The sequence below is a fragment of the Kosakonia sp. genome, from assembly GCF_032104925.1.
Lineage (GTDB): Bacteria > Pseudomonadota > Gammaproteobacteria > Enterobacterales > Enterobacteriaceae > Kosakonia.
In genome coordinates this window covers 387718-400463 of the sequence record NZ_DAMCGF010000002.1, presented here as the reverse complement: position 1 = coordinate 400463, position 12746 = coordinate 387718, and the positions used below count along the sequence as shown (strand labels likewise).

Sequence of the window (12746 nt, the reverse complement as noted above, 5' to 3'; positions counted from 1 at the left end):
CCCGGCGCTACCGTTTAAACTTGTCCGACGTACAAATAGATTGCCAGGAAGTGACACACACTGCCGCCCAGCACAAAGCCGTGCCAGATCGCGTGATTGTAGGGGATACGTTTACAGACGTAGAAAATGACGCCCAGCGAGTACACCAGCCCGCCGACAGCCAGCAGCGTCACGCCGCCCACTGATAACCGCGTCGCAAGCTGATAAATCACAATCAACGACAGCCAGCCCATCGTCAGGTATGTCACCAGCGACAGCACTTTGAACCGGTGCGCAATGGTTAGCTTAAACAGGATCCCCAGTAAGGCGAGGCTCCAGATAACAATCATCAACCCACGCGCCAGCGGTGAATCCAGCCCAACCAGTAAAAAAGGCGTATAGGTTCCGGCAATCAGCAGATAAATGGCGCAGTGGTCAAATTTCTTTAACCACACTTTTGCGCGCTGATGGGGGATCGCATGATACAGCGTGGAGGCCAGAAACAGCAGGATCATGCTGCCGCCATAAAGCGCGTAGCTGGTAATCGCCGTCACACTGGCGTTGCTGTCTACCGCCTGCACCAGCAGCAGTACCAGGCCGACAATACCGAACACCAGCCCGATGCCGTGGCTGATGCTGTTGGCAATTTCCTCTGCCAGTGTGTATCCCTGTGCGATTAAAGGTTTCTTAACCATGGTAACTCCGGGAAAACTCAAAAAAACGTCGCAACACTAGAGTAACTGAGAATGATTCCAGTGCACACCTGTACGCTAAAATAAATATCGTTGATGAATGTTTCATGACGTGGGCTGCCCCCATGAATGCAAAAGTCAGGGAAACGGCGCCGGAGTTATGGCAGCATGTGGGCACGCAAAAAGCCTGCCGGGTTGTATTGGGCTACGTTTACAGCAAGCAAAGGATATCGCCGTGACAATGTTTACTCACTCCGCCATCGCCAGCCTGAATACTCTGGAGATGTTGGTTTACAACTTTGTCATCAAAAATCGCGACAAAGTGATGTACATGACCATTCGTGAACTGGCCGATGCAGCGGGCGTCTCCACCACGACCGTGTTGCGCTTTTGCCGCAAGCTCAACTGCGAAGGCTATTCTGAATTTCGCGTACGTTTTAAATTATATTTAGAGCAAAATGAGCCGCCGCAAGCGAATTTTGGCGCCAGCGAAGTGATCAGCTTTTTTAAAAGCGTCAACAATGATGAGTTTGATAAATTATTAGATAACACCGTTGAGATGATATTATCTTCCGAGCGCATTATATTTGTCGGCGCAGGCACATCGGGTGCGCTGGCTAAATATGGTGCAAGATTCTTCTCAAATATCGGTAAGTTCAGTAACCATATCGACGATCCTTATTTCCCGGTTACCAATGATATGGCAAAAAATGCGCTGGCAATTGTTCTTTCAGTTTCTGGCGAGACGGAAGAGATCCTCCGTTTTGCCAGCCAGTTCAGCCTGCACCACTGCAAAGTGCTATCGATCACCAGCCACGAACACTCCCGACTGGCAAAACTGGCGGACTTTAATATCTCCTGGCATGTGCCGCAAATGCGCATTAGCGGCGGCTACGATATCACTACGCAAATCCCTGTTATTTATATTCTCGAGTCGCTGGGACGTAAACTGGCGAAGAAAATAGCATAAAAAAAACAGTATGTTTTTTCGGTGTAACAAATTACCCCAGCGGCAATTTGTTATATCGTGACATTTAATTCGCCTTTGTTAGACTCGTTATCAGCCAATATAACGGGAATAGCAACAATGAAAAAATTGACCTTACCGAAAGACTTTTTATGGGGCGGCGCGGTTGCCGCGCACCAGGTTGAAGGCGGCTGGAATAAAGGCGGCAAAGGCCCGAGCATTTGCGATGTTCTGACAGGCGGCGCGCACGGTGTTCCACGTGAAATCACGCAGGAAGTCGTCGCGGGCAAATATTACCCGAACCACGAAGCCGTTGATTTTTATGGTCACTATAAAGAAGACATCAAGCTGTTTGCCGAAATGGGCTTCAAATGTTTTCGCACCTCCATCGCCTGGACCCGCATCTTTCCGATGGGCGATGAGCAACAGCCGAATGAAGAAGGGCTCAAGTTTTACGACGACATGTTTGATGAGCTGCTGAAATACAACATCGAGCCGGTCATCACGCTGTCCCACTTCGAAATGCCGCTGCACCTGGTCCAGCAATACGGCGGCTGGACCAACCGTAAAGTGGTCGATTTCTTTGTACGCTTCGCCGAAGTGGTTTTCGAGCGCTACAAGAATAAGGTCAAATACTGGATGACCTTTAACGAAATCAACAACCAGCGCAACTGGCGCGCGCCGCTGTTTGGCTACTGCTGTTCCGGCGTGGTCTACACCGAACATGAAAACCCGGAAGAGACCATGTATCAGGTGCTGCACCACCAGTTCGTGGCCAGCGCCATGGCGGTGAAAATCGGCCATCGTATTAACCCGGAAATGAAAATTGGCTGCATGCTGGCAATGGTGCCGCTGTATCCCTTCTCCTGTAAGCCGGACGATGTGATGTACGCGCAGGAGTCAATGCGTGAGCGTTATGTCTTTACCGACGTGCAACTGCGCGGCTACTACCCTTCTTATGTGCTGAACGAATGGGAACGCCGTGGTTTTACCATCAACATGGAAGCCGGTGACGAGGCGATTCTGCGCGAAGGGTGCTGCGATTACCTCGGTTTCAGCTACTACATGACTAACGCGGTGAAAGCGGAAGGCGGTGCTGGCGATGCGCTCTCCGGTTTCCAGGGCAGTGTCCCTAACCCGCATGTTAAAGCGTCTGACTGGGGCTGGCAGATTGATCCGGTTGGCCTGCGCTATGCATTGTGCGAGCTGTACGAACGCTACCAGAAGCCCCTGTTTATCGTGGAGAACGGTTTTGGCGCGTACGACAACGTCGAAGCTGACGGCAGCATCAACGACGATTACCGCATTGATTACCTGCGGGCACACGTTAAAGAGATGGTCAAAGCGGTGACCCACGATGGCGTGGATCTGATGGGTTATACACCATGGGGCTGTATCGACTGCGTCTCTTTTACCACCGGCCAGTACAGCAAACGCTACGGTTTTATCTACGTGAACAAGCACGATGACGGCACTGGCGATATGTCGCGTTCCCGTAAAAAGAGCTTTAACTGGTATAAAGAAGTGATTGCCAGCAACGGCGAAAATCTTTGACGTTGTTAACTCCTCTCCCTGGCGGGAGAGGAGTGCTTATCTGCCACCGGCTAAATCCAGAAAACTGCCGGTAACATACGACGCTTTGTCACTTAACAGCCAGACAATTCCCTGCGCCACCTCCTCCGGTTGCCCACCGCGCCGCATCGGGATCGCGCTGCTCACCCGGTCCACACGCCCGGGCTCGCCGCCGCTGGCATGCATCTCTGTATAGATAAACCCCGGACGCACGCCATTCACGCGGATGCCATCCGCCGCAACTTCCAGTGCCAGCCCGGTCGTTAGCGTATCGACCGCGCCTTTGGAGGCCGCATAATCCACATATTCACCGGGCGAACCGAGGCGCGCCGCAGCCGAAGAAACATTAACAATCGCGCCGCCGTGCCCACCGTGTTGGGTGGACATCCGTTTGACCGCTTCGCGACAGCAGAGGAAATAGCCCGTCACGTTGGTCGCCAGCACGCGATTAACACGCTCTGCGCTCAGTTGCTCCACCCGGCTTTGCTGAAACAGGATCCCGGCGTTATTGACCAGCGCGGTAAGCGGTTCCGGTTTTTCATCTATGCACGCAAATATGGCCTGTACCTGCGCTTCATCGCTGATATCGGCCTGCACCGCGAAGGCATGACCACCCTGTGCGATGATTTCCGCCACCACGCCGTCGGCAGCGGGCTTGTTGCTGTGGTAATTAACCGCAACGGTGTAGCCTTCCTGCGCCAGCAGCAACGCGGTCGCGCGACCGATTCCCCGGCTGCCCCCGGTGACTAATGCAATCGCCATCTGTGTCTCCTGAAAAGTAAAAGGGCGCCGAAGCGCCCTTAAAAGATAGCTTAATCAGTGTATTACTGATATTCGCTCATCGGTACGCAGGAACAGAACAGATTACGATCGCCGTACACATCGTCCAGACGCTTCACGGTCGGCCAGTATTTGTTGGCAAAACCAGCCGGGAACACCGCCAGTTCGCGGGTGTAACCGTGGTTCCACTCAGCCACCAGCTCATTCTGCGTATGCGGAGCGTTAACCAGCGGATTATCTTCCAGCGTCCACTCACCCTGTTTCACACGTTCGATTTCCGCGCGAATCGCCAGCATGGCATCGATAAAGCGATCCAGTTCGACTTTGCTTTCAGATTCAGTCGGTTCCACCATCAGCGTACCGGCAACCGGGAAGGACATGGTCGGCGCATGGAAACCGTAATCGATCAGGCGCTTAGCGATATCCAGTTCGCTGATGCCGGTCTCTTCTTTCAGCGGGCGAATGTCGAGAATACATTCGTGCGCGACGCGACCATCGCGACCGGTATACAGCACCGGGAAAGCCTCTTTCAGACGGCTGGCGATGTAGTTGGCATTAAGGATCGCCACCTGGCTCGCTTGTTTCAGCCCTTCCGCGCCCATCATGCGGATATACATCCAGCTGATTGGCAGAATCGACGCGCTGCCAAACGGTGCCGCAGAGACCGCGCCCTGACGGGTGAGCATCCCTTCAATCTGCACCACGCTGTGACCCGGTACAAACGGTGCCAGATGCGCTTTCACGCCAATCGGCCCCATGCCCGGACCGCCACCGCCGTGCGGAATGCAGAAGGTTTTATGCAGGTTGAGGTGTGACACATCCGCGCCGATAAAGCCCGGCGACGTGATGCCCACCTGGGCGTTCATGTTCGCGCCATCCAGGTAAACCTGGCCGCCAAACTGATGCACCACTTCGCACACTTCGCGGATCGTCTCTTCATACACACCGTGGGTGGACGGGTACGTCACCATGATGCAGGAGAGATTGTCGCCCGCCTGCTCTGCTTTCGCACGCAGATCGGCCAGATCGATGTTGCCGTTTTTATCACAAGCAACCACCACAACCTGCATCCCCGCCATCTGCGCCGATGCCGGGTTGGTACCATGCGCAGAGCTTGGGATCAGGCAGATATCGCGGTGACCTTCATTGCGGCTTTCATGGTAGTGACGGATCGCCAGCAGGCCTGCGTATTCGCCCTGCGCGCCGGAGTTCGGCTGCATGCAGAGCGCATCATACCCTGTCAGTTTTACCAGCCAGTCGGAGAGCTGGGCGATCATCTGGTGATAACCTTCTGCCTGTTCCGGCGGGCAAAACGGGTGCAGTTCGGCAAATTCCGGCCAGGTGATCGGGATCATTTCCGCCGCCGCGTTCAGTTTCATGGTGCAGGAACCCAGCGGGATCATCGCCTGGTTCAGCGCCAGATCTTTACGCTCCAGCGAATGCATGTAACGCATCATCTCGGTTTCGCTGTGATAGCGGTTAAACACCGGGTGCGTCAGGAAAGCATCCTCGCGCAGCATGCTCTGCGGGATAGAACGGCTGTCGAGCGCGACCTCTTTATCCAGCGCATCAATATCGAGGCCGTGTTTATCGCCCAGCAACACGTTAAACAGCACCTGCACATCTTCACGCGTGGTGGTTTCATCCAGCGTGATGCCAACGGCGTTGAGAATGTCGCTACGCAGGTTGATCTCCTGCTCTTCGGCGCGGGCCAGCACGGCGGCTTTGTCCGCGACATCAACACACAGGGTGTCGAAGTAGTGCGCGTGGCGCAGTTTCAGGCCGCCACGCTGCAAACCGGCAGCAAGAATATCGGTCAGGCGATGAATACGTCCGGCAATGCGTTTCAGCCCGGCCGGGCCGTGGAACACCGCGTACAAGCTGGCAATGTTGGCCAGCAGCACCTGCGAAGTACAGATGTTGGAGTTGGCTTTCTCGCGGCGAATATGCTGCTCGCGCGTCTGCATCGCCATGCGCAGCGCGGTGTTACCGGCGGCATCTTTCGACACGCCGATAATGCGGCCTGGCATGGAGCGTTTGAATTCATCTTTTGCAGCAAAGAATGCCGCGTGCGGGCCACCGTAGCCCATCGGCACGCCAAAGCGCTGCGCGGAGCCGAACACAATGTCGGCACCCTGTTTGCCCGGCGCAGTCAGTTGCACCAGCGCTAGCAAATCAGCGGCGACACTAACCACAATTTTGCGGGATTTCAGCTCATTAATCAGCGCGCTGTAATCATGCACTTCGCCCGTGGTACCGACCTGCTGGAGCAGTACGCCGAACACATCCTGGTGATCAAGAACTTTGACCGCGTCATCAACAATCACATCAAAACCGAAGGTTTCGGCGCGAGTGCGCACGACGTCCAGCGTTTGCGGATGCACATCGGCGGCGACGAAGAAGCGGTTGGCACCTTTCAGTTTGCTGACGCGCTTCGCCATGGCCATTGCTTCAGCCGCCGCAGTGGCTTCATCCAGCAACGACGCGGAAGCGATATCCAGCCCGGTGAGATCGAGCGTAACCTGCTGGAAGTTGAGCAGCGCTTCAAGGCGACCCTGCGACACTTCTGGCTGATACGGGGTGTAAGCGGTGTACCAGCCCGGATTTTCCAGCATGTTGCGCAGAATAACTGGCGGCAGCTGCACGGCGGTGTAGCCAATGCCAATGTAAGACTTAAAGCGCTTGTTGCGGCTGGCAATCGCTTTCAGCTCGGCCAGGGCCGCGAACTCAGTAGTCGATTCCCCAACCTGCGGCGGTGTTGCAAGCTGGATGTCTTTTGGCACGATCTGGCCAATCAGTGCGTTTAACGAATCCGCGCCAACTGTGTTCAGCATCTCCTGCTGTTGCTGAGCATCCGGCCCGATGTGACGTCCAATGAAAGCGCCACGGTTTTCAAGCTGGCTTAAAGTCTGTGTCATGAGCGATGGTTCCTGAAACGTGCAGTGAATCGATGTAGAAATTACCTGAATACGCTGAACCCTTCGCGTTGCAGGAAGGCGGCGACGCAGCATATCCCCAGGCGCAAACATCAGTAAGCAACTGGGGATAGCGAGGAAGCCAACGCGTCTGCTACGCGAAGGATAAGGCGTATTTACTCGTCTTCGAGCAGTGCGGCGTAGGCTGTTGCGTCCAGCAGGGCGGCAATTTCTGCTTCGTCGCTGGCTTTAATTTTGAAGATCCAGCCTTCGCCATACGGCTCGCTGTTGACCAGCTCTGGTGAATCCGCCAGTTGGTCGTTGACTGCCACGATCTCACCGCTGATTGGCGCGTAGATATCAGAAGCCGCTTTTACCGATTCGGCAACGGCGCAATCATCGCCCGCGCTAACGGTCGTGCCCGCTTCCGGCAGATCGACAAACACCATATCGCCCAGCAGTTCCTGTGCGTGTTCGGTGATGCCAACGGTGTAGGTCCCGTCCGCTTCTTTGCGCAGCCACTCGTGTTCTTTGCTGTATTTCAGTTCGCCTGGTACGTTGCTCATTTCATTCTCTCCAGATAAAAAGGTTACGCGACAGCTTTGCCAGCGCGTACAAAAACAGGTTTAGTGACTTTAACCGGCATTTCACGGTTGCGGATCTGTACAACGGCATTTTCGCCGATCCCCGCCGGAACACGCGCCAGTGCAATACTGTAGCCGAGCGTAGGCGAGAACGTACCGCTGGTGATCACGCCTTTTTGCACATTGCCATGCGCATCGGTGAAGTGCACCGGCAGTTCATTACGCAATACGCCTTTTTCCGTCATCACCAGGCCAACCAGCTGTTCGGTGCCTTTTTCACGCTGCAGTTCCAGCGCGTCGCGGCCAATAAAGTCTCGCTCCTGCGGCTCCCAGGCAATCGTCCAGCCCATGTTGGCGGCCAGCGGAGAGATACCTTCATCCATCTCCTGACCGTACAGGTTCATACCCGCTTCCAGACGCAGCGTGTCGCGCGCGCCCAGGCCGCAAGGTTTCACGCCCGCATTGACCAGCGCGTGCCAGAAGCTGGGCGCTTTTTCGTTAGGCAGCGCAATTTCATACCCTGCTTCACCGGTATAACCGGTGGTCGCAATGAACAGATCACCGGCTTCAACGCCAAAGAACGGTTTCATACCTTCAACGGCGCGGCGCTGCTCGTCAGTAAACAGGCTGGCGGCTTTCGCCTGCGCGTTCGGGCCTTGTACCGCGATCAACGACAAATCATCACGGACGGTGATGTCAATGGCATAAGGTTCAGCGTGTTGGGAAATCCAGGAGAGGTCTTTTTCGCGGGTGGCGGAGTTTACAACGAGGCGGAAGAAATCTTCGGTAAAGTAATAGACGATTAAGTCATCAATTACGCCGCCCGAGGCATTTAGCATACCGGAATAGAGCGCTTTACCGGGCTTCGTGAGTTTTGCGACGTCGTTTGCCAGCAAATAACGCAGAAATTCCCGGGTGCGGCTGCCTTTGAGATCGACGATGGTCATATGCGACACATCAAACATTCCGGCATCGGTGCGCACCGCATGGTGCTCGTCAATTTGCGAGCCGTAATGCAGCGGCATCATCCAGCCATGGAAGTCCACCATGCGGGCGCCGTTTAGCGTGTGTTGTTCGTATAAAGGGGTCTGCTGAGCCATCTTTTCCTCGTCGAATAAGCTGAGCCATCACGTTTTTCGGCGGCGTGATTTGCGCCAAAACAACTGGTGCCGACACCGTTTTACGACGTCGACGCAAACGTTCTCTTTGGCCTGAACTTATCACCGAAAGCAGTGCTTAACCATAAAGAAAAATGGTCCATCACATTAGCTTATGACCCGTCACGCACAAAATGCCATCAGAGTATTATTCTGATGAATAACGTCTCACGCTTCATAAAAAATCAGCATCAACAACAAAACAGAAGAGAGTGCAGCATTTCACTCTGTAAAAGAGTGGATTTTCCCGAGAAGAAAAAAACGTGACATGAGAAAATCTAATCCGAAAAATGAGGTGAAATTAGAATATTTCAAATGAGGAAGAGGCATCCCTTCCCGGGACCGGGAAGGGAAAGTGTGATGCAGTTAACGTAACCACTCAGGCAGATCGTTAAGACCCATCGCCTGGCGTAACAACCGCGTTTTCACACCGGGAAGGGTATCTGCCAGTTTCAGGCCGATATCGCGCAGCAGTTTCTTAGCCGGGTTTGCACCTGAGAAGAGTTCGCGAAAGCCCTGCATCCCGGCCAGCATCAGCGCCGCGCTATGTTTGCGGCTGCGCTCATAGCGGCGCAAATAGAGATGTTGACCAATGTCTTTACCTTCGCGACTCAGACGCTTCAGCTCGGTGATCAACTCAGCGACATCCATAAACCCGAGATTAACACCCTGCCCCGCCAGCGGATGAATAGTGTGCGCTGCATCGCCAACCAGCGCCAGACGATGCCCGGCAAACTGGCGCGCATAGCGGCCGGTGAGCGGATAAACCTGACGTTCGCTCTCAACGCGGCACAGCCCAAGGCGGTTATCGAACGCCACGCACAGCGCCTGGTTGAATGCTTCCTCGCTCGCCTGCTGCATAGCTTTCGCCTGCTCTGGCGGCAGCGACCAGACAATTGAGCACAAATGCGGATCGCTAAGTGGCAAAAACGCGAGAATGCCGTCGGCGTGAAACACCTGACGCGCTACCGCCTGATGCGGCTCGTCGGTGCGAATGGTCGCCACGAGCGCATGATGATGGTAATCCCAGAACGTCAACGGAATATCGGCCTTGTTGCGCAACCAGGAGTTCGCGCCATCTGCGCCAACCACCAGCCGTGCAGTAAGCATGGTGCCGTCTTTTAAGGTCAGAAACGCGTCGTTTTCGCCCCACGCCACTTGCTGCAACTCAGCCGGAGCCATGAGGGTGACATCCTTGCATTGGCGGGCTTTATCCCACAGCGCCTGGTGGATCACCGCGTTTTCAATAATGTAACCAAGATGGCTGTAGCCCATGCTCTGGTCGTCAAACGCGATGCGGCCAAAACTGTCTTTGTCCCACACTTCCATGCCGTGATAGCGCCCGGCACGTTGGGCAATAATGTTTGACCAGACGCCAAGGTGCGTCAGTAACTTTTCGCTGGCAGCATTGATCGCTGACACGCGCAGCGCCGGAGGCGCATCCTCCGCCAGCGGTGTCGGTTCATTCTGCTCCAGCACCGCCACGCGCAACCCACTGCCCTGTAAACCACAGGCCAGCGCCAGCCCGACCATACCGCCGCCGACAATCGCAACATCAACACTCTGCACTCTTCGCTCCTTTTGTCTTTAACGGGCAACCCAACCGAGGGTACGCTGCGCCAGCGCATCGCGCGCCGGAGTAAATAATTCCATCGCCATCAGTCCGGCATTCCGCCCGACGACCAACGGCATCCAGTGATTGGCAAACAGATGCACCAGCCCATCGGTGACGCCGATAGTGGCTTTTTTGTCCGCATGGCGGCGATCGCGGTAGCCCGTCAACACGGGATAGTAGCCAACATCTCGCTGCGCCGCCCACGCCTCAGCCAGCGTTTCCGCCAGCGTCATCACATCGCGCATGCCGAGGTTAAAACCCTGTCCGGCGATAGGATGCAGCGTTTGCGCGGCATTACCGACCAGCACCGCGCGGTGCGAGACAGGCGAAGAGGCCGCGGTCAGCGTCAGCGGGTAAACGCTGCGTTTGCCCACGTGCAGGATGCGCCCAAGCCGCCAGCCAAAGGCTTTTTGTAACTCGTGGCAGAAACGTTCGTCAGACCAGGCGGCAATCTGCTGCTGTTTTTCCAGCGGATGACACCACACCAGCGAACAGCGACCTTGTGACATCGGCAACATTGCCAGCGGGCCATGTTGGGTAAAACGCTCAAACGCCCGCCCCTGATGCGCCACAGAGGTGGTGACGTTGGCGATGACCGCCGCCTGGTGATAAGGCGCTTGCTGCCAGTCCACACCCAGTTGCTCACCAATGCGTGAACGGGAGCCGTCTGCCGCCACCAGTAACTGACCAGTAATCGATTCACCACTTTCCAGCGTTACGCTCACCTGCTCCTCATCACGGGAAACCGCGCTGACTTTCGCCGGGCAATGCAGCGTCACGCCGGGCGCGTTTTGCAGTAGCGTGAACAGCCGCTGCCCAACGTCGTGCAGTTCGACAACGTAGCCAAGCGCATCGATGTGGTAATCCTGCGCATCCAGCGTGACAAAGCCTGCATGGCCGCGATCGCTGACATGAACCGTTGAAATTGGCGTTGCGCAGGAAGCGATGGCTTGCCAGATGCCGATACGCGCCAGCTGCTGGCACGTGCCTGCCGCTAACGCAATGGCGCGGGCGTCAAACCCCGGATGCGCGGATGCGCCGGGAACACTGGCTTCTACCAGATGAACAGGTAATTTGCCGTGAGTAAGATGAGAAATCGCCAGCGCAAGCGTTGCGCCAGCCATGCCACCGCCAACGATAATCACACTCATGAACGTGATGCCGCCATCAGCGCTTCAATCTCGTCAGCGGTTTTCACGACGCTGGCGGTCAGATTTTCGTTGCCGTCTTCGGTGATGACGATGTCATCTTCAATACGAATACCAATACCGCGATACTGCTCCGGCACATCGGCATCCGGCGCGATGTAAAGACCAGGTTCAACCGTCAGCACCATGCCCGGTGCCAGCTCACGCGAGCGATCTTTGCCGTAGACACCGACATCGTGCACATCCAACCCGAGCCAGTGGCTTAAGCCGTGCATAAAAAACGGGCGGTGGGCGTTTTTTTCCACCAGTTCATCGACTTCACCTTTCAGGATGCCGAGCTTCACCAGCCCGGTAATCATGATGCGCACCACTTCGCTGGTCACTTCCTGGATGGACGTGCCTGGGCGGAAAAGCGCAAGGGCTCGTTCCAGCGAGGCCAGCACGATATCGTAGATTTCACGCTGCGCCGGGCTGAATTTGCCGTTTACCGGGAAGGTGCGGGTAATATCACCGGCATATCCTTTGTATTCGCAACCGGCATCAATCAACACCAGATCGCCGTCACGCATCTGGCTCTCATTTTCCGTGTAGTGCAGAATGCAGCCGTTGACGCCGGAACCCACAATGGTGTTATAGGAGGGGAAACGCGCGCCGTGGCGGTTAAACTCGTGCTGAATTTCACCTTCAAGCTGATATTCAAACATCCCCGGACGGCAAACCTGCATCGCGCGGGTATGCGCCAGCGCGGAGATCTCCCCGGCGCGACGCATCACGTCTATCTCTTCGGCAGATTTAAACAGGCGCATTTCATGCACCATCGGCCGCCAGTCGGTTAACGTTGGCGGCGCAAGCAGATTCTGACGCGAGCCTTTGCGCAACTTATCCAGCGCAGTGAACACAATGGTGTCGGCATAGTCGAATTCACCCTGCGCGTGGTACACGGCATCAAGACCGTTGAGCAATTGATAAAGATGTTCGTTAATATCCGGGAACGTCAGTGCGCGATCGACGCCCAGCTTTTCCGGCGCGGCTTCCTGACCCAGGCGACGACCAAACCAGATCTCGGCGGTTTTGTCGCGCACGCGGTTGAACAGCACGCTGTGGTTGTGGGTGTCATCACTTTTGATCAGCACCAGCACCGCTTCCGGCTCGTTAAAACCGGTGAAATACCAGAAATCGCTGTGCTGGCGGTACGGGTATTCACTGTCTGCGCTGCGGGTGGCTTCCGGTGCGGCGAAAATTAGCGCCGCGCTGCCCGGAACCATCTGCGCCAGCAATGCCTGACGGCGACGGAGAAATTCAAGCTGTGTCATGACACCGACTCCCTACAAGGTGAA

At 55.6% G+C, this 12746-nt stretch carries 10 protein-coding genes; 2 read left to right on the top strand and 8 right to left on the bottom strand.

Annotation, left to right across the window (positions count from 1 at the left end; genetic code table 11):
- Positions 1–14: 14 nt before the first annotated feature.
- Positions 15–674, bottom strand: coding sequence for a PAQR family membrane homeostasis protein TrhA (gene trhA / locus RT644_RS04955; RefSeq protein ID WP_269231794.1), 660 nt, complete (start codon positions 672–674; stop codon positions 15–17).
- 238 nt (positions 675–912) lie between these two features.
- Between trhA and RT644_RS04950 the strand changes: the two genes are divergently transcribed.
- A complete protein-coding gene (locus RT644_RS04950) occupies positions 913–1641 on the top strand; it encodes a MurR/RpiR family transcriptional regulator (RefSeq protein WP_269232021.1) in 729 nt (242 codons plus the stop codon).
- A 117-nt stretch (positions 1642–1758) separates the two neighbouring features.
- Entirely contained in the window at positions 1759–3192 is a 1434-nt protein-coding gene (locus tag RT644_RS04945) for a 6-phospho-beta-glucosidase (protein WP_045512790.1), read from the top strand.
- 36 nt (positions 3193–3228) lie between these two features.
- Here RT644_RS04945 and RT644_RS04940 read toward each other — a convergent pair whose 3' ends face one another.
- The 7 genes from RT644_RS04940 to pepP form a co-directional block, all read right to left on the bottom strand.
- Positions 3229–3972, bottom strand: a complete 744-nt coding sequence (locus tag RT644_RS04940; RefSeq protein WP_313626055.1) for an SDR family oxidoreductase — start codon at positions 3970–3972, stop codon at positions 3229–3231.
- 62 nt (positions 3973–4034) lie between these two features.
- Entirely contained in the window at positions 4035–6908 is a 2874-nt protein-coding gene (gene gcvP / locus RT644_RS04935; protein ID WP_313626054.1) for an aminomethyl-transferring glycine dehydrogenase, read from the bottom strand.
- 173 nt (positions 6909–7081) lie between these two features.
- The gene (gene gcvH, locus RT644_RS04930; protein ID WP_020455142.1) at positions 7082–7471 is read right to left on the bottom strand and encodes a glycine cleavage system protein GcvH; all 390 of its coding nucleotides are present in this window, start codon (positions 7469–7471) and stop codon (positions 7082–7084) included.
- Positions 7472–7494: 23 nt separating this feature from the next.
- On the bottom strand, positions 7495–8589 hold the full coding sequence (gene gcvT, locus RT644_RS04925) for a glycine cleavage system aminomethyltransferase GcvT (RefSeq protein ID WP_313626050.1): 1095 nt from the start codon (positions 8587–8589) through the stop codon (positions 7495–7497).
- Between the two features lie 423 nt (positions 8590–9012).
- Positions 9013–10215 carry an FAD-dependent 2-octaprenylphenol hydroxylase gene (gene ubiI / locus RT644_RS04920; protein WP_313626048.1) on the bottom strand — a complete coding sequence of 401 codons (1203 nt, stop codon included), beginning with the start codon at positions 10213–10215 and terminating at the stop codon, positions 9013–9015.
- 18 nt (positions 10216–10233) lie between these two features.
- The gene (gene ubiH / locus RT644_RS04915) at positions 10234–11412 is read right to left on the bottom strand and encodes a 2-octaprenyl-6-methoxyphenyl hydroxylase (RefSeq protein WP_313626046.1); all 1179 of its coding nucleotides are present in this window, start codon (positions 11410–11412) and stop codon (positions 10234–10236) included.
- Complete coding sequence (pepP, locus tag RT644_RS04910) at positions 11409–12722, bottom strand: Xaa-Pro aminopeptidase (RefSeq protein ID WP_313626044.1); 1314 nt, start codon at positions 12720–12722, stop codon at positions 11409–11411. The genes ubiH and pepP overlap by 4 nt, the downstream gene beginning before the upstream one ends.
- Positions 12723–12746 lie beyond the last annotated feature (24 nt).